Here is a 17,960-nt window from a genome sequence, read left to right on the forward strand (position 1 = left end):
CCCCAGCCCGCCGTTCCCGCCGACGCCGCCCGCCTTCGGCCCCGCCGACCGCCCCGCCTCACACCCCCGTCTCGCCGGGGAGCCGCAGGTCCCACCCGGCGAGCGCGCGCAGCTGGTCGGCGGTGATGCCGTCCGGCAAGGGGCTGGGCGGGTCGGTACGGAACGGCGGCTGCCAGCCCTCCTCGGCGGTCCAGCGCCGGACGATCTTCGCGGGGGCTCCGGCCACCACGCTGTGGTCGGGGATCTCACCGCGCACCACCGAGCCGGCCGCGACCACCACGTTGCGGCCGAGCCGGGCGCCGGGGAGGATCACGGCGCCGGTCCCGATCCAGCTGCCGCCGCCGATCTCGACCGGTTCGTTGCGCGGCCACTGCTTGCCGATCGGCAGATCGGTCGCGCGGTACTCGTGGGCCTGGTCGGATATGTAGACGCCCGGGCCGGTCCAGACGTCGTCGCCGAGCACGATCGACTGGTGGCCGACGATGTGGCTGTCACGGCCTATCACGCAGCCGCCGCCGATCCGCACGATCGGGTCCGGCCCGAGGTCGAGGCCGGGCAGGAAGCCCGCGCTGATGGTGACGCGCTCGCCGATGATCGAGAACGGGCCGATCGTGATCCACCGCTCGTTGAAGATCGCCCCGAGCGGGAAGGTCAGCTTCGTCCCCGCGCCCAGTTCGCCGAACCGGTACGGACCGGGGCTCTCGCTGGACACCGCACCGGCCCGCTGAACCCACGTCCAGCCCCGGTGGACGAGGCGGCCCGCGACGCGTCGGCTGCCCGCCCGGGCGGCGGAGAACAGGGAACTGGTGATCGACATGCCGCCACGCTACCGGTCGCTCCGGCGCCGTCACCGAGGAGGCGGCCAACATCACACCCGTCCCGGAGGCCGCCCGCACCGTGTCCGAAATCCGCGAGCGGTGCGACACTCGTCGACCATGGAGATCATCGAGCACATCGACGCGCTGCGCCGCGAGGGCGTCCTGCTGGCCGACGCGGCCGCCCGCACCGACCTCGCCGAACCCGTACCCACCTGCCCCGACTGGCAGTTGCGCGACCTCGTCCTGCACACCGGCCAGGTCCACCGCTGGGCCACCGCCCTCGTGCGGGACGGCCACCGGGAGCCGCTGGACGCCGAGGGCGAGCGCGCCGCCTGGGGACCGGAGCCGTCGGACGCGGCGGTGGTCGACTGGTTCCGGACCGGCCACGCCGCCCTGGTGGCGGCGCTCGCGGCGGCCCCGGCCGACCTGGAGTGCTGGAGCTTCCTGCCCGCGCCGACCCCGCTGGCGTTCTGGGCCCGCCGTCAGGCGCACGAGACCGCGGTGCACCGCTTCGACGCGGACGCGGCCGCCGGGGCGGACGGCCCCCGGCTCGCCACCGGCCTGGCCCTGGACGGGATCGACGAGTTGCTGGCGGGCTTCATGTCCCGCGGCCGCGCCCGGGTGCGCAGCGAACAGCCGCGCACCGTGCTGATCCGGCCCACCGACCCCGCCCCCGGCGACGTCACGCCGAGCGCCGGGCCCACCGACCCCGCCCCCGGCGGCATACCGACCGACGGGCCCGGCTCCTGGCTGCTCACCATCAGCCGGGAGCCGCTCACCGTCACCCGCCGGGCGGCCGGGGCCGCGGGCCCGGCCGACCTCACGATCAGCGGCCCGGCCCGCGACCTCTACCTGCTGCTCTGGAACCGGCTGCCCGCCGAGCGGGTCGAGCTGACCGGGGACCGGGCGCTGCTGGACCTCTGGCGGGAGACGGCCGTCGTCCGCTGGAGCTGACCGCGGCCGGGGTTCAGCGCGCCCAGGGCGCGGGCCGCTTCTCCAGGAACGCCCGCATGCCCTGCTGCGCCTCGTCCGAGCCGAAAAGCCGCGCCGAGAGCTGGACCAGCTCGTCCGCGTCCCGTTCGAAGGAGCGCACCACCTCGGCGTTGGCCAGCCGCTTGGACTGTGCGAGGCCCTGCGGCGAACCGAGCCGCAGGGCGTCCAGCAGGCCCTTCAGCGCGGTTCCGGTGGACTCCGCCGAGTCCGTCGCCTCGGTGATCAGCCCGATCCGGGCGGCCTCGGCGGCGTCGAAGACCTCACCGGTCAGGTAGTAGCGGGAGGCGGCGCGCGGGTCCAGCTTGGGGCGCAGCGGCAGCGAGATGACGGCGGGTGCCAGGCCGAGCCGGACCTCGGTGAACGCGAAGGTGGCGGCCGGGCCGGCCAGGGCGAGGTCGGCCGCGCCGACCAGCCCGAGGCCGCCCGCCCGGACGTGTCCGTCGATCACCGCGATCACCGGCTTCGCGCAGTCCACGATGGCCCGCTGGAGGTCCACCAGGCCGCGCGGGCCCACCGTCGGGTCCGTACCGGTCGCCTCGGAGAGGTCCGCGCCCGCGCAGAACACCTTGCCGGTGTGGCCGAGCACCACCGCGCGGACGTCCGGGTCGGCCGCGGCGGCGGCCAGGGCGGCGGTCAGCTCGGCCATCAGCCGGGTGGAGAGCGCGTTGCGGTTGTGCGGCGAGTCGAGGGTCAGCGTGGTGACGGCATCGGTGGTGGCGACACGGACGAAGGGCACTTCGCGGGTCATCGGTGCGGGCCTGCTTTCCGGCTGAGGGTGGGTCGGATTGCGTGGCGGCCGCCCTGCTCGGACGGCGCCCGGTCGACTCTGACACGCCCACCCGCCGCTCGGCCAGAGCCACCCGCCGCGAGCCCCGTCACCCCGTCGTGCCGAAATCCGGTGGTCGGGTGGCCGTCCGCCACGGCAGCATCGGGCCATGACCACCGACGCCGTCCTCCTGCTCGCACCCCGGATCAACGAGACCGGCCTGCAGCTGCGCACCGCCGCCGGACGCCGCGGCCTGCGCGCGCACACCGCGACGGCCTGGCGCGCGCCCGAGGAGCTGATCGGCTCGCCGGTGCACCTCTACGGCGGTCCGCTGTTCGGCGACGCGGTCGGCGCGGCCTTCGACCTGGCGCTGCTGGAGCCGCCGGACGACTGGCCGGCCCGCCTGCCGGCGGAGCTGACCGGCCGGTCGGTCACCCTCACCACGCTGGCCGCGGCCCGCCTGCTGCGCCGCCCGGTGTTCCTGAAGCCGCCGGGCGACAAGCTGTTCCCCGCCCGGATCTACCCGGACGGCTCCGGCCTGCCCGGCCCGGACGCGCTGGACGACGACACCCCCGTGCTGGCCAGCGAGGTGGTCCGGTTCCGCCGCGAGTACCGGCTGTTCGTCCTGGACGGCGAGGTGCTCACCGCCTCGCGCTACGCGGTGGACGGCGACCTGGACACCGCCCCCCTGCCCGAGGACCGGTACCGGGCCGAGGTGACGGCCTTCGCCGCGGACGTGCTGGCCGCCTCGGCCGGGGCGCTGCCGAGCGCCGTGGTGATCGACGTCGGCCCGCTGGACTCCGGCCGCTGGGCGGTGGTGGAGGCCAACCCGGCGTGGGCGAGCGGCGGTTACGCCTGCGACCCGGCGGCGGTGCTGGAGGTGGTGCTGCGGGCCGGCGGACCGGCCGCCGACCTCCCGGAGGCGGACCGGCGCTACGGCCGGGCCCTGCCCGAGGTGGTCCGCTGAGCGGCGGCGGGCGAAGGCCCTGGTGCATCTGATCACCCGTCGGCCACGATGGGGTCATGACTTCCCAGCGCCCGCACCTCACCCACATCGCCGAGCCGCCCGGGGTCGCCCCCGGCACCGGCTACACCCAGGTCGTCACCGGCACCGGCCGCCTGGTGGCCGTCTCCGGCCAGGTCGCGTTCGACGAGCAGCGGCACCTGGTCGGGGCCGGCGACCCGAAGGCGCAGGCGCGCCAGGTGTTCGAGAACCTGGGCCGCTGCCTGGCCGCCGCCGGGGCCGGCTTCGCCGACGTCGTCAAGCTGACCTACTTCGTCACCGACATGGCGTTCATGCCGGCCGTGCGCGAGGCCCGGGACGCGTACTTCGGCTCGACCCCGCTCCCGGCGAGCTCGGCGGTGCAGGTCGCCGCGCTGTTCCTGCCCGAGGTGCTGATCGAGGTGGAGGCGCTCGCCCTGGTCCCGGAGCAGCGCTGACCGACCGGCCACCCGCTGACCGTCCGGCCCGCGGGGGCCGGACGCACCGGGCGACCCGGCCTACCCCGCGGTGGCCCCTTCGCGGCCCCGGGCCCACCGGACGGCGGGCCCCATGGCGAGGCCCGCCCCGGCGAGCAGCACGCCGAGGGCGACCCAGCCGAACAGGCCCCACCCGACCACGGCGGTGCTGACGACGGCGGGGCCGATCATCAGCGAGGCGGCCGACCCGGCGTTGTAGACGCCCTGGTAGGCGCCGTGGTCGCGCTCCCCGGCCAGGTCGTAGCTGAGCGCCCATCCGCCGGCCTGGCTCAGCACCTCGCCGAACGCCTGGAGCGCCACCCCGGCGAGCACCAGCACGGCGGCGACCACCGCGGGCAGCCCGTGGGCGAGGGCGAGCACCAGGCAGGAGGCCGCCAGGATCAGCCCGGCCCGGCCGCAGACCCGGGCGGCCGTCGCCGGGTCCTCGGTGCCCCGGGTGGCCCGCACCTGCAGGGCTATCACCAGCACGGTGTTGACGATCAGGGTGCCGGCCACGGTGATCCGGGGCGCCTCGGTGTGCTGGACCACCCAGAGCGGCACACCCACCTCCAGCATCGCGAACTGCAGGCAGAGCAGCGCGTTCAGCACGGTCACCACCAGGAACGGCCCGTCCCGCAGGGCGGGGTTGCGCCGCCGGCCGGCGGGCTCACCCGGTCCGCCGCCCGCCACCGGGCGGGCCGCCGGGCGGACCCTCGCCGGGACGGCCAGCCGGTGGAACAGCACCGCGACCACCAGGTACGAGACGGCGTCGGCCAGGATCGCCGTCAGATAGGCCGGCCGGCTGTCCACCTGGAGGGCGACGGCGCCGAGCGCCGTCCCCAGACAGAGGCCGACGTTGGTGACCACCCGCAGATAGGCCCGGCCCGCGACCCTGCGGTCGGCGGGCAGCACTTCGGCGTAGAGCGCGTTCCGCACGGCGGCCGCGCCGCGGTCGACCGCGCTCACCACGCAGGCCAGTGCCAGGAACGCCGGGTAGCTGTGCACCAGGGCGTAGCCGGCGGTGCCCAGCGCGTTCACCGCGATCAGGACCACCAGCACCGGCCGCGCTCCCCAGCGGTCGGCCGCCCGCCCGGCCGGCACGCTGGCGGCGACGCCGCAGAGGCCGGCGGCGGTGAGCCCGATCCCGAGCTGGGCGGCGCTCAGTCCGAGGACGCGGGTGAAGAAGAGCACGCCGACGGCGAGCGAGAGCCCGCTGCCGACGGTGTTGACGAGGGTGATCCCGGCGAGCCGGCGCACCATCGGGTCGGGGTGCAGCAGCCGCGAGCGCCCGGCGGGCCGGCCGACCGGGCCCGGCTGCGAGGTACCACCCGCGTCCGAAGGACCTGACGCGGCCGAGGGCGGTGGCGGATCCGGGGGACCGGCCGGGCCGGCGACGGGCGTAGGCGCGGCGGACGACGCCGGTGAGGTGTTCATGCCCCGATCCCACCGCGTCCCCGGCGTCCGCAGTAGTGATTTAGGCTGTGCCTCAAAGCAGCTGGAGGGACGGGGTCGGAGTTGCACCGGTTCAGGCTGGATCTGGCCGATCTCGCCACCACCTGGTTCGCCTGCTCGCCGATCCAGGAGGCCGCGCTCAGCCTGCGGATGTGGACCCACCCCGGCGTCTACCCGCTGCAGTCCGCCGCCTTCGAGCGGCTGCGCCCGAGCTTCGAACGGCTGGACTCCGGGCTGCTGCTCTCCCTCGTCGCCGCCAACCGGTGGATCCCCGACTTCCTGACGCCCCGCCCGTCCGTTCCCGCGCCGGACTTCCGGGCCGAGCTGACCGTGGTCCGGGCGCTGCCGCCCGAGCAGCTGCGCGCTGAACTGGAGCAGACCTTCCTGCCGCACGGCCGGCCGCTGCCCGCCCCGCTGGCGGCCGGGCTCGCCGATCCGGTCCGGCTGCTGGCCCGGATCGCCGACGCGCTGGAGGAGTACTGGGAGCGCTGCCTGGCCCCCGCCTGGTGGCCGCGGGCCCGCGCCGTTCTGGAGGCGGACCTCGTCTACCGGGCGCGGGTGCTGTCCCAGCAGGGCGCCGCGGCCCTCTTCGCCGACCTGGACCACCGGCTGCACTGGGCGGACGGCCTGCTCTCGATCAACCGCCGCTGGACGGACTGGGACGGCGAGATCACCGTGGACGGCCGCGGGCTGGTGCTGGTCCCGACCTTCTTCGCCCGCGGCGCGATCACGATGATCAGCAATGACCGTCCGCCGCAGATCAGTTACCCGGCCCGCGGCCGGGCGGGGATGGCCGCGCCGACCGCCCCGGTCACCCCGCGCGCGCTGGAGCTGCTGCTCGGCGCGCCCAAGGCCCGGCTGCTGGCGCTGCTCGCCGAGCCGGCCTCCACCACCGAGCTGGCCTACCGCCTGGGCGTCACCCCGGGCGCCGTCAGCCAGCACCTGGCGGTCCTGCACCGGACCGGCCTGGTCACCCGGGCCCGGCACGGCCGTTCGGTGCTCTACGGCCGCAGCCCGCTCGGCGACGAGCTGACCGGGCACCCGCGCCGGGGCTAGCCCGCCCGCCCCAACTCTCAATTGGTACAGACCTGTTGACGCATTGGTCCAGTCCTCCTACAGTGCCCATGCCCCCGTCTCCCCACGGCGCGGGCACCGGTCGGCCACGCACCACGGCCGCGGCACCACCCGTACGGTTCTACGTCGCCCTGTTCAACCCCCACAGTCACAGGGAGAACCATGTCCGCTCGACCCCGGGCCCGACGCCCCCGAGCGCGCAGCAGACTGCTGGCGCTGCTCTCCGCCCTGCTCCTGCCACTGGCCGCGCTCACCGCGCTGGCCGCCCCGGCGCACGCGGCCGGAAAACTGACCGCCACCTTCACCACCGCCGACAACGGCTCCTGGTGGAAGGGCACCTACATCGTCCGCAACGACAACGCCGCCGCCGTCTCCGGCTGGACGCTGGAGTTCGACCTGCCGGCCGGCGTGACCGTCCAGAACAGCTACAACGGCACGGCGACCACCACCGGCCGGCACGTCACCGCCACCAACGCCTTCTACAACGCGAGCGTCCCGGCACACGGCACCACCGAGCCGTACAGCTTCTGGTTCGTGGCCAACGGCCCGATCGGCACGCCGACCGGCTGCCGGATCAACGGCGACAAGTGCGACGGGAGTTCGGACGTCCTGCCGTCCGCCCCCGGCACGCCGGTGGTCACCGAGTCGACCGCGCACAGCCTGGCACTGAAGTGGCCGGCCGCCACCGGCGGTGACTTCCCGGTCGCCTCCTACGAGGTCCTGAGCGGCAGCACCGTACTGGCCGCCGCCGCGACCACCGACACCGTGGTCACCGGGCTCACCCCCGCCACCTCGTACACCCTGGCGGTGCGCGCCAAGGACACCCGGGGCAACACCGGCCCGTCGAGCGCGTCCGTCACGGCCGCCACCTTCGACCCGGCCACCGACCCCGTCCCGCCGACGGCGCCCACCGGCCTGCGTGCCACCGCGGTGACCTCCACCGACGTGACGCTGGCCTGGAACGCCGCCACCGACAACCAGCGGGTGGCCGCCTACGACGTCTACCAGGGCCCCGCGCTGGTCAGGACGGTGACCGGCAGCACCCTGACCGCCACCGTCAGCGGCCTCTCCCCGTCGACGGCCTACACCTTCACCGTGAAGGCCCGCGACGGCGCCGACAACGCCTCCCCCGCCTCCGCGGCGCTCGCCGTCACCACCTCCGACCTGGTCGGGGCCGGGAAGTACGCCCGGGTCGGCTACTTCACCCAGTGGGGCATCTACGGCCGCCAGTACTTCGTGAAGAACCTCGACACCTCGGGCAGCGCGGCCAAGCTCGACGTCATCAACTACGCCTTCGAGAACATCGATCCGGTCAACCTGACCTGCCTGGCCGGCGTCACCAAGGGCACCACGGCCGACCCGCAGGACCCGGACCAGGGCACCGGCGCGGGCGACGCCGACGCCGACTACGCCCGCCCGATGAGCGCGGCGCAGTCCGTGGACGGCGTGGCCGACGACGGCTGGGGCAAACTGCGCGGCAACTTCAACCAGTTGAAGAAGCTCAAGGCCAAGTACCCCAACCTCAAGGTGGTCGTCTCGCTCGGCGGCTGGACGTACTCCAAGTACTTCTCGGACGCGGCCGCCACCGAGGCCTCCCGGCAGAAGTTCGTGAAGTCCTGCGTCGACACCTGGATCAGGGGCAACCTGCCGCTCTACAACGGCGCCGGCGGTGACGGCGTGGCGGCCGGGATCTTCGACGGCATCGACCTCGACTGGGAGTGGCCCGGCTCCGCCGACGGCCACGCCGGCAACCACTACAGCACGGCCGACAAGGCCAACCTGACCCTGCTGCTGGCCGAGTTCCGCAAGCAGCTCGACGCGCTCGGCGGCTCCCACAAGCTGCTGACCGCCTTCACCCCGGCCGACCCGGTCAAGATCGGCCAGGGCTGGGACCTCTCGAAGATCTTCAACTACCTGGACATCGCCAACGTCCAGGGCTACGACTTCCACGGCGCCGGCAGCGACAACTCCTGGGAGCCGAACCGGGCCGGGCACCAGGCCAACCTGTACGCCGACGGCCAGGACCCGTACCCGTTCCACTTCAGCGTGGACGCGGCCGTCCAGGCCTACCTCTCCGCCGGGGTCAACCCGCGCAAGCTCACCATCGGCTTCCCGTTCTACGGACGCGGCTGGCAGGGCGTGGCGGACGGCGGCGCGGCGGGCGAGTGGCAGAGCGCGACCGGCGCGGCGCCGGGCCAGTTCGCCGAGGAGGCCGGCACCCGCGGGTACAACAACCTGATCACCACCTTCCCCAACCTCACCGTCCACCACGACACCCAGTCGATCGCCACGTACGGGTACACGGGTGCGGGCGGCCAGTGGTGGACCTTCGACGACGCCTGGTCGATCGGCCAGAAGACGACCTACCTGAAGTCGAAGAACCTGCTCGGCGCGATGATCTGGGAGATGACCGGCGACACCCCGAACGGCGCCCTCATGACGGCGCTCGACACCGGGCTGAAGTGAGCCCGGGCGGCGCCGGTCCCCGGGCCGGCGCCGCCCTCGGAACGAACCGCGCGAAGAGGCTGCCGCGGACCGGCCGACGCCGGCCCGCGGGAGCCCCGCCCGCTACCGCGAGGCGAGCGAGGTCAGCCTGCGGGCCGCCCGGTACTGGCGCAGCACCTGGGCGAAGGTGGTGTGGCCCTGGGTGGTCCGGGCGAACGCCCGCCAGGCCGGGGCGACCAGGCAGACCGCCGCGTGGAACAGGTACGGACGGCGCTCGAAGGCGGCCAGCATCAGCTTGCCGGCCCGCATCTCCACGCCCAGCCCGGCCTTGATCGCGAACGCGTAGTTCAGCGCCTCGCGGCGGACCTCGGCCGCGGTGCCCGCCTCGGCCACCTTGACCGCCCACTCCCCGGCCAGCCGGCCCGAGCGCAGCGCGTAGGAGATGCCCTCGCGGGTCCACGGCTCCAGCAGACCGGCCGCGTCCCCGGCGACCAGCACCCGGCCGCGCGAGAGCGGCGAGTCCTCGGCCCGGCAGCGGGTCAGGTGCCCGGACTCCACGCTCGGCGGGAACCCGGCCAGCCCGAGCCGGCGGATGTAGTCGGCCAGGTACTGCTTGGTCCGCTCGCCGTCGCCGCGCGCCGAGATGACGCCGACGGTCAGGCTGTTCGACTCGGTCTTCGGGAACACCCAGCCGTAACTGCCGGGCAGCGGACCCCAGTCGAGGTGGATCCGGCCGGCCCAGTCCGCCACGACCTCGGCCGGGACGGGGATCTCCGCCTCCAGCCCGAGGTCGATCTGGTCGAAGGAGACGCCGACGTGCCGCCCGATCCGGCTGGCGCTGCCGTCCGCGCCGACCACCGCCCGCGCCTCGAACGTGCGGCCGTCGGCGGCGGTGACCACGGCCGTGCGGTGCTCACCGCCGCGCTGCTCGACGCCGGTGACGGTCACTCCGGTGACCAGCACCGCCCCCGCCTGCTTGGCCGCCTGGACCAGGCGCAGGTCGAACTCGTCCCGGTTGACCAGCCCGAACAGCATCCGCTTCGAGCGCCGCGTCCGGGTGAACCGGCCGCCGTACGCGAAGGTGACGGCGTGCACCCGGTCCTGCAGCGGCAGCCGGAAGCCCGGCGGCAGGCTGTCCCGGGAGGGGCCGATGATGCCCCCGCCGCAGGTCTTGTACCGGGGGTGCTCGGCCTTGTCGAGCAGCAGGACGCGGCGGCCCTGGGCGGCGGCGGCCTGCGCGGCCGAGGCCCCGGCCGGTCCGGCGCCGACCACGACGACGTCCCAGACGCCGTCCAGCGGGTCGGGCCCGTCCCGCGGCGGGGCGGGCTGCGGCTCGGACGGCTGTCCGGGCGCCTCGGCGTCGAGCGGGCTACGGGAATCGGAGCTTCCGGAGTCAGTCACGTCGAGCAATCCTATGCGTCCTCCGGAGCCACCGTCCGTCGCGCCGCCCCGAACGCCCGGACGGCCCTCCGGACCGCCCGTTCGATCCGCCTATGATCGACATATCCCCCTGTCAGCACCGTCCGCCCGGAACACCCTCCGGGCCGGACCACCACCACCGGAGCCCCCGATGCCGCAGCAGCCCCTGGCCGACGCCGTCCGGTCCCTGATGGACCGTGCCCGCACCGACCTCGCCGAACTGGTCGCGTTCCGCTCGGTGGCCGACCCCCGCCAGTTCCCGGTCGAGGAGTGCCGCGGCGCCGCCCGCTGGGTCGCGGACGCCTTCGCCGCCGAGGGCCTGACGAAGGTGCAGCTGCTGGACACCCCCGACGGCACCCAGGCCGTCTACGCCGAGCTGCCCGGCCCCGAGGGCGCGCCGACCGTGCTGCTCTACTCCCACTACGACGTGCAGCCCCCGCTCGACGAGGACGCCTGGCTCAGCCCGGCCTTCGAACTGACCGAGCGGGACGGCCGCTGGTACGGGCGCGGCGCGGCCGACTGCAAGGGCAACATCCTGATGCACCTGACGGCCCTGCGGGCACTGCGCCGGGTTGACGGCGGCTACCCGGTCGGGCTGAAGATCATCGTCGAGGGTTCGGAGGAGCAGGGCACCGGCGGCCTGGAGCAGTACGCCCAGGCGCACCCCGAGCTGCTCGCGGCCGACGCCATCGTCATCGGCGACACCGGCAACTTCACCGCCGGCCTGCCGACCGTCACGGCCACCCTGCGCGGTATGACGATGGTCGAGGTGTCGCTCACCACCCTGGCCGGAAACCTGCACTCGGGTGCCTTCGGCGGCGCCGCCCCGGACGCCCTGCAGGGCCTGGTCCGGATGCTGGCCTCGCTGCACGACGAGCACGGCGACGTCGCGGTGGCCGGCCTGACCAGCGACCAGACGTGGCCCGGGGTGCAGTACCCCGAGGAGCAGTTCCGCGCCGACGCCAAGGTGCTGGACGGCGTGGCGCTGACCGGCACCGGCACCGTCGCGGACCGGCTCTGGGCCCGCCCGGCCGTCACCGTCCACGGCATCGACGCCCCGCCGGTGATCGGCGCCACCTCCTCCGTCCAGGCCGCCGCCAAGGCGCTGGTCAGCCTGCGGGTGCCGCCGGGCGGCGACGCCCTCGCCGCCCAGGACGCGCTGATCGCCCACCTGGAGGCGCAGGCACCGGCCGGTGCCCGGCTGCGGATCGAACGGCAGGGCGCCGGTGAGCCGTTCGCCGCCGACACCTCCGGCCCGGCCTACGAGGCGATGGGCTCGGCGATGGCCGAGGCCTTCGGCACGCCGATGGTCGCCTCGGGCGAGGGCGGCTCGATCCCGCTCTGCAACACCCTGCAGTCGCTCTACCCGCAGGCCGAGATCGTGCTGATCGGCGTCGAGGAGCCGACCACCCAGATCCACGCGGTCAACGAGAGCGTCGACCCGCGGGAGCTGGAGCGGATGGCGCTGACCGAGGCGCTCTTCCTGCACCGGTACGCCGAGCTGCGCTCCGTCTGAGCCCCGGCCCCGCCCTGCCGGTGCGACGGCGCCCCGGTGCGCTGGGCGGCCGTCACACCGGCAGCCGCCCGGCCGCCCGCCGCCGGCCCGCCACCCGCCCCGCGACCGCGTGCACCAGCGCGTACCCGACCGCTCCGACCGCGAGGCCGGCGCCGGCCCCGAAGCAGAACTCCGGGATCGCGTTCCGCCGCAGCGGGACGAGCCGGTGCACCACCCCGGCCGCCGTGGCCGCGCCGAGCACCGCCACGGCGGCCCGCCGGGCCCCCGCGGGGAGCGCCGGGGCGGGCCGGACCGGCTCCACCGCACGGGCCGCCCGCGCCAGGTGCCCGGCCAGCGCCGCCAGTGCCAGCGCCGAACTGCCGTACTGCAGCACGGTGTACAGCGGCAGCCCGGCGACCGTCCGGTCCAGCACCGGCAGCAGGCGCACACCCAGCCGGCCCCCGTGGGTGAAGGCGTCCCAGCCGACGTGGGTGGCCGCGCCCAGCGCCGCCGAGCCGGCGAACCAGGCCGCACTCGCGCCGCCGCCCCGCCGGACCGTCAGCGCCTCGGCCGCGCCGGCCCACCGCTCGGGCAGCAGGGCGAGCAGCGGGGCGCGCAGCAGCCCGTGCCACCCGGCCACCAGGACGCCCGCGATCGCCACGTCCACGGTGGGCACCGCCCACCAGCGGTGGGTCGTCCCGCCCTGCCCGTAGACGCCGGGCAGCAACGACTCCAGGAAGAACGGCACATCGGGCGCCATCGAACCGGCGACCAGCGCCGAGGCCACCAGCGGGCCGCGCGTCCCCGCCGCGCGCAGCAGGGGCAGGACGGCGGCCGGATGGCTCAGTGTGAACGGCATGGTCCCATCCTCCCGCCCCCGCCCCGCCCGGCACACCCGAACCGCACCGGGGGCGGCCCCGCCGGCTCGCGGCCGCGGGCACCACGACGGGCGCTACGCCGCGTCCGCCGCCCTGGCCAGGCCGAGACCGGCCCGGCGGCCGGCCTCCAGGTAGCGCAACTCGCCGCTGCGGCGGGCGTCCAGCGCGGCCGCCAGCCGCCGGTACCGGCCCGGGGGCAGCAGACGGGCGGCCTCGTCCAGGCTGACGAAGCGCCAGCCGCGCAGCTCCTCCTGCTGGAGCAGCAGGTTCTGCCGGGCGGCGGCGTCCAGCAGGCCGCCGTCGTAGACCAGCCGCAGGCCGCCGCGGCGCGGGCCGGTGCGCGGCTCCCAGTCGACGGCGAGCAGCCGCAGCGTGCCCGGGTCGAGCCGCAGCCCCAGCTCCTCGGCGGTCTCCCGGAGGGCGGCGTCGGTCGGCGCCTCGCCGCGCTCGACGACCCCGCCGGGGAACTCCCAGTCCGGCTTGTAGACCGGGTCGACGAGCAGGACCCGGTCCTGCTCGTCGAAGAACAGCACGGCGGAGGCCACCGTGTCCCCGGTCGGGTCCGGGGTCTGGACGATCGGGCAGCGGGCCGAGCCGTCACGGACGAGCTGGGCGAGCCGGGCGGCGGTCTCGCGCGGGGTCAGCTCGCCGTTGTCGACCATCCGGGCGTCCTCGATGAGCCAGCGGCGGGCGGCCCGGTACCGCGGCAGGTGCTCCAGGCACCACTGCCGGACGCGCTCGCTGCGCTCCGGATCGCCGGGGCACTCGTCTCGCTGGGCGATACGCGCACGCAGGATCGTTTCTTCAGGGTCCAGGACCAGGTGGTGCACCGTGATGCCGTTCGAGGCGAGCGAGCCGAAGATCTCGTCGCGGTAGTCCTCCCGGAGCAGCGTCATCGGGACCACCAGCGGCCCCGGCACCTCGCCGAGCAGCGCGGCGGCCGTCTCGGGGACGAGCCGGCGCCAGGCCGGGAGGTCCTGGAAGTCGGACACGGCGGCCAGCCGGTCCGCGGGCAGGAGGTCGCGCAGCCCGAACCCGACGAGCTCGGGATCGAACAGCGTGCTCCCCGGCAGCAGCTCCACCAACTCACGGCAGGCAGTCGTCTTGCCCGCCCCGAATGTGCCATTGACCCAGACGATCACAACGTCCCCTGCCCCTCGACTTCCCCCGATGCCGTTCGCACCGGGCGGCGCCCCCGTCAGCCGTACCAGCGCCACCCGAGGTGGTACCCCCGCCGCGCCGGTCCCCATACCTGCGGACCGGGCCCGGCGGCCGAACCCGGCCACGCCGTGTGACAGGGGCATGTGCCCAGGCCAGGCGGTCCGCACCACGGTACGCGCGCCTGCCCGACCGCCGGTCCGCACGCCCCTGATCACCGGCGGCCACCTACCTTACGCGCGCCCCCTTGAACACCTCTCGCGCCCCCACCCGCCCCACGCTCCCCGTCCCCCGCGCCCCACCCGGCACCTCCCCCGGCACCCCTGGCGGCCCGACCCGGCGACAGAGTGCCGAATCCCCGAAGCGCGGAGGCGCGGAAGCGCCGAGACACCCGGACGCCCGGCCGGTCGGGCGGCGTACGGACAGCCGCTCGACCGGCCGGGCGTCACCCGGCGGGCACGCTCCTCAGGGGCGGCCCATCTGCGTCGGGTAGTAGCCGCTGCTGAGCGCCGAGATCCGGATGTTGGTGCCGGGCCGGGCGGCCTCCACGTACTGGTTGTTGCCCAGGTAGATCGCCACGTGGTGGATGCCCCGGGCGCTGCCGTCGTCCGACCAGAAGAGCAGGTCACCGCGGCGCAGCTGGCCGGCGCTGACCGGCGTGGTCGCCTCGTACTGGTCGTTGGCCACCCGCGGCAGCGCGATGCCGCCGCGCTTGAACGCCTGCTGCACCAGGCCCGAGCAGTCGTACCCGTCCGGCCCGTTGCCGGCCGTCCGGAACGGCTTGCCGAGCTGGGCGAGAGCGAACTGCACCGCCGTCTCGACGTCCCCGTCGGCGGCCACCGAGCCGGAGCCGGCGGACGACCCGGCCGAGCCCGAGGAGGAGGACGAACCGGCGGCGGAGCCGCCACCCGTCCGGTCCAGGTAGACGTCGTAGTGGGTGGTCCAGCGCCACTGGCCCTGGCTGTTCCTGAACCAGTACCGCGACCCGTCCCAGCCCTGCGTGATCCCCCCGGACGAGGAGGAGGCCGCCGGGGCCGCGGCCTTGGCGCCGCTCCCGGTCCGGGCCTGGTAGATGTCGTAGTGACTGGTCCAGCGCCACTGACCCTGGCTGTTCTTGAACCAGTACCGAGACCCGTCCCAGCCCGCGTGGGCCGGCGCCGGCTCGGCGGCCGCGCTGCTGACCCCGGTACCGAGGCCGATCACGCCGGCACCGGCCGCGATCACCGCCACCATGCCTATCCCCCGACGGACCCGTGCCGCCCGGGAGGGCCGGGCGGCACGCGCCGGCCCGTCGGTGGTGGCGGCGGTCTGCCCGGTCGGGTCGTCGGCTGCACCCGGTGCGCCGGTGTTGACGGTCGTCATCCTGCTGTCTTCCTTTGCTGAACGCGGCTCAGCACTGCCCAGCACCGCTGACGCTGCTGAACCCCGGCTGAACACTGAACGGGAGGGCAGAGGGGTTCCCGGTGACGAGCCGCGGCTTCCGGTCCTGCGACCGGAGGCCGCGGTTCGTCACCCTGGGATTCAGTTCTGCCTGCGTGTCACGTTAGGCACGCGGCCGCTCACAGTGCGCAGTGGAGTGCGCCAAAGGAAGGGTTCACGGAAGGTGAGGAGGACCGCCGGGGTGACGGTCGAAGAGATGAACGACCGTCACCGGGTGACCTCCCGTCACCCGAGTGCCGACTCCGCCAGCAGCTGCTTCTTGAGCACCTTTCCCATGGCGTTCCTGGGCAGTTCGGACACCAGCACCACCCGCCGCGGCCGCTTGTGGACCGAGAGCCGCTCCGCCACGAAGGCCGTCAGCTGGTCCCCCGTCACCGTGCCGTCCGGGATGACGTAGGCGACCACCGCCTGGCCGAGGTCCTCGTCGGGCGCCCCGACCACCGCGGCGTCCGCGACCGCCGGGTGGTCGCGCAGCGCCGCCTCGACCTCGCCGGCGCCGATCCGGTAGCCGCCGCTCTTGATGAGGTCCACCGAGGCACGGCCGACGATCCGGTGGAAGCCGTCCTCGCCGATCACGGCGACGTCCCCGGTGCGGAACCAGCCGTCCGCCGTCCACGCCTCCCCGTTGGCGTCCGGCCGGTTGAGGTACCCGGTGAACAGCGTCGGCCCGGCGACCTGCAGCTCGCCCACGCTCTCGCCGTCGTGCGGGACGGGCTCGCCCTCCTCGCCGACCAGCCTGGTCCGCACGCCGGTCAGGGGCAGCCCGACACTGCCGGGGCGGCGCTCGCCGTCCGCCCGGGTGGAGAGGGTGATCAGCGACTCGGTCATGCCGTAGCGCTCGATCGGGGCGTGCCCGGTCAGCGCGGCGAGCTTCTCGAAGACCGGCACCGGCAGCGGCGCGCTGCCGGAGACCAGCAGCCGGGCCGAGGCGAGCTGCCCGGCCGCCTCCGGGTCGGCGGCCAGCCGGGACCAGACCGTGGGCACGCCGAAGTACAGGCTGGCACCGGCGGCCGCGTAGCCCGCCGGCGTGGGCCGCCCGGTGTGCACCAGCCGGCTGCCGGTGCGCAGGGCGCCGAGCACGCCGAGGACCAGGCCGTGCACGTGGAAGAGCGGCAGACCGTGGGCCAGTGTGTCGTCGGCGGTCCAGCGCCAGGCCTCCGCCAGCGCGTCCAGGTCGGCGGCGACGGCGGAGCGCCGGATCATCGCCCCCTTCGGGGCGCCGGTGGTCCCCGAGGTGTAGAGCACGAACGCGGTGGCGTCCGGCGCGGGCTCGGCGTGACCGGTGGCGGAGCGCTCGGCCGGGTCGACGGGCAGCGCCGACACTCCCCCGGTCTCCGGCACCGTGTCCCCGGCGGCGTGCGCGAGCAGGACGGCGCCCGAGTCCCGCAGGATGTGCGCGCGCTCCTTGGGCCCGGAGTCGGGCGGCAGCGGCACCACGGGCACGCCGGCCAGCAGCCCGCCGACCACCGCGACGACGGTCTCGGCGGTGGGCCGGGCGAGCACCGCCAGCGCGGGGGCGCCGGCCACCCGGTCGGCCACCGCGGTCGCCGCTCCCAGCAACTGCTCGCGGGAGAGCTCCCGCCCGTCGATCCGGAGCGCGTCGCCGGAGTCGCCGAAGTCGCCCTGAAGTGCCGTCAAGAGTGTCATGCGTCTGCCCTCGCCCTTGGTCGCGGTGTGGCGCTCTGTCCCCGCCGGCCCTGTCGCCGCCGGTCCGGCGTCCGACTCTACGGGCCCGGCGGCGGGCACCCGCAGAGCCCACGGGGACGGACCGCGGCAGCGGGGGATCCGCCCGCGCGAAAGCGCGAGGGCGCGCCCGGGACGGTTCCCGGGCGCGCCCTCGCGCAGTGCCTTCCGACGTCGTGCGGTCAGCCCTTGCGGGCCTGGACCTCGCCGGTGAGCTGCGGCAGCACCGCGAAGAGGTCGCCGACCACGCCGTAGTCGACCAGCTCGAAGATCGGGGCCTCCGGGTCCTTGTTGACGGCCACGATGGTCTTCGAGGTCTGCATGCCCGCCCGGTGCTGGATCGCGCCCGAGATGCCCGCCGCGATGTAGAGCTGCGGGGAGACCTGCTTGCCGGTCTGGCCGACCTGGTTGCTGTGCGGGTACCAGCCGGCGTCGACGGCGGCGCGCGAGGCACCGACGGCCGCGCCCAGCGCGTCGGCCAGCTCCTCGACCACGCCGAAGCCGGCCGCCTCGCCGACGCCGCGGCCGCCGGAGACCACGATCGCGGCCTCGGTCAGCTCCGGGCGCCCGGAGGAGACCCGCGGGGTGCGCGAGGTGACCTTGGCGGCGTTGCCGGTGAACCCGACGGTGACGTTCTCCACCGCGCCCGCGGCCGGAGCGGCCTCGGGGGCCACCGCGTTCGGCTTCACCGTGATGACCGGGGCGCCGTGCGACACCTTGGACTTCACCTGGAAGGACGCCGCGAAGACGGCCTGGGTGGCGACCGGGCCGTCGGCGCCGGCCTCCAGGTCGACGGCGTCGGTGATGATGCCGGAGCCGATCCGCAGCGCGACCCGCGCGGCGACCTCCTTGCCCTCACCGGAGGAGGTGACCAGCACCGC

At 75.3% G+C, this 17,960-nt stretch carries 15 protein-coding genes; 6 read left to right on the forward strand and 9 right to left on the reverse strand.

Annotated features, from left to right (window positions below):
* Positions 1-58 precede the first annotated feature (58 nt).
* Positions 59-817, reverse strand: a complete 759-nt coding sequence (locus tag ABT263_RS27735) for an acyltransferase (RefSeq protein ID WP_352294372.1) — start codon at positions 815-817, stop codon at positions 59-61.
* A gap of 118 nt (positions 818-935) precedes the next feature.
* Here ABT263_RS27735 and ABT263_RS27740 point away from each other — a divergent pair, with 118 nt between their 5' ends.
* Positions 936-1,772 (forward strand): maleylpyruvate isomerase N-terminal domain-containing protein, encoded by an 837-nt coding sequence (locus ABT263_RS27740; protein ID WP_352294374.1) that lies wholly within the window; start codon positions 936-938, stop codon positions 1,770-1,772.
* 13 nt (positions 1,773-1,785) lie between these two features.
* Here ABT263_RS27740 and ABT263_RS27745 read toward each other — a convergent pair whose 3' ends face one another.
* Positions 1,786-2,559, reverse strand: a complete 774-nt coding sequence (locus ABT263_RS27745; RefSeq protein WP_329490798.1) for an enoyl-CoA hydratase family protein — start codon at positions 2,557-2,559, stop codon at positions 1,786-1,788.
* A gap of 187 nt (positions 2,560-2,746) precedes the next feature.
* Here ABT263_RS27745 and ABT263_RS27750 point away from each other — a divergent pair, with 187 nt between their 5' ends.
* Both ABT263_RS27750 and ABT263_RS27755 read left to right on the forward strand, forming a co-directional pair.
* Positions 2,747-3,544 carry an ATP-grasp domain-containing protein gene (locus ABT263_RS27750; protein WP_352294376.1) on the forward strand — a complete coding sequence of 266 codons (798 nt, stop codon included), beginning with the start codon at positions 2,747-2,749 and terminating at the stop codon, positions 3,542-3,544.
* Positions 3,545-3,600: 56 nt separating this feature from the next.
* Entirely contained in the window at positions 3,601-4,017 is a 417-nt protein-coding gene (locus ABT263_RS27755) for a RidA family protein (protein ID WP_329490796.1), read from the forward strand.
* Between the two features lie 60 nt (positions 4,018-4,077).
* Here ABT263_RS27755 and ABT263_RS27760 read toward each other — a convergent pair whose 3' ends face one another.
* Positions 4,078-5,469, reverse strand: a complete 1,392-nt coding sequence (locus tag ABT263_RS27760) for an MFS transporter (protein ID WP_352294378.1) — start codon at positions 5,467-5,469, stop codon at positions 4,078-4,080.
* An 81-nt stretch (positions 5,470-5,550) separates the two neighbouring features.
* Here ABT263_RS27760 and ABT263_RS27765 point away from each other — a divergent pair, with 81 nt between their 5' ends.
* Both ABT263_RS27765 and ABT263_RS27770 read left to right on the forward strand, forming a co-directional pair.
* Complete coding sequence (locus tag ABT263_RS27765; protein WP_352294380.1) at positions 5,551-6,543, forward strand: ArsR/SmtB family transcription factor; 993 nt, start codon at positions 5,551-5,553, stop codon at positions 6,541-6,543.
* 180 nt (positions 6,544-6,723) lie between these two features.
* Positions 6,724-9,027 (forward strand): glycosyl hydrolase family 18 protein, encoded by a 2,304-nt coding sequence (locus ABT263_RS27770; RefSeq protein WP_352294382.1) that lies wholly within the window; start codon positions 6,724-6,726, stop codon positions 9,025-9,027.
* Positions 9,028-9,129: 102 nt separating this feature from the next.
* Here the strand turns inward: ABT263_RS27770 and ABT263_RS27775 are convergent, their stop codons facing one another.
* Positions 9,130-10,302, reverse strand: coding sequence for a geranylgeranyl reductase family protein (locus tag ABT263_RS27775; protein ID WP_352294396.1), 1,173 nt, complete (start codon positions 10,300-10,302; stop codon positions 9,130-9,132).
* Between the two features lie 274 nt (positions 10,303-10,576).
* On the opposite strand from ABT263_RS27775, the gene ABT263_RS27780 reads away from it, so the two are divergent.
* The gene (locus ABT263_RS27780; RefSeq protein ID WP_352294384.1) at positions 10,577-11,941 is read left to right on the forward strand and encodes a dipeptidase; all 1,365 of its coding nucleotides are present in this window, start codon (positions 10,577-10,579) and stop codon (positions 11,939-11,941) included.
* Between the two features lie 52 nt (positions 11,942-11,993).
* On the opposite strand, the gene ABT263_RS27785 is transcribed toward ABT263_RS27780, so the two are convergent.
* The 5 genes from ABT263_RS27785 to ABT263_RS27805 form a co-directional block, all read right to left on the reverse strand.
* Positions 11,994-12,779, reverse strand: coding sequence for a DUF4184 family protein (locus ABT263_RS27785; RefSeq protein ID WP_352294386.1), 786 nt, complete (start codon positions 12,777-12,779; stop codon positions 11,994-11,996).
* 93 nt (positions 12,780-12,872) lie between these two features.
* Positions 12,873-13,940, reverse strand: a complete 1,068-nt coding sequence (locus ABT263_RS27790) for an NUDIX hydrolase (RefSeq protein ID WP_352294388.1) — start codon at positions 13,938-13,940, stop codon at positions 12,873-12,875.
* 481 nt (positions 13,941-14,421) lie between these two features.
* The gene (locus ABT263_RS27795) at positions 14,422-15,318 is read right to left on the reverse strand and encodes a C40 family peptidase (protein ID WP_352294390.1); all 897 of its coding nucleotides are present in this window, start codon (positions 15,316-15,318) and stop codon (positions 14,422-14,424) included.
* Between the two features lie 303 nt (positions 15,319-15,621).
* Positions 15,622-17,043 (reverse strand): acyl-CoA synthetase, encoded by a 1,422-nt coding sequence (locus tag ABT263_RS27800; RefSeq protein WP_352294392.1) that lies wholly within the window; start codon positions 17,041-17,043, stop codon positions 15,622-15,624.
* A gap of 218 nt (positions 17,044-17,261) precedes the next feature.
* Positions 17,262-17,960, reverse strand: a 699-nt coding sequence (locus ABT263_RS27805; protein WP_352294394.1) for an electron transfer flavoprotein subunit alpha/FixB family protein, incomplete at its 5' end; no start/stop codon positions are given.

Source organism: Kitasatospora sp. NPDC001603 (assembly GCF_040298365.1).
In the GTDB taxonomy this organism is placed as follows: Bacteria; Actinomycetota; Actinomycetes; order Streptomycetales; family Streptomycetaceae; genus Kitasatospora.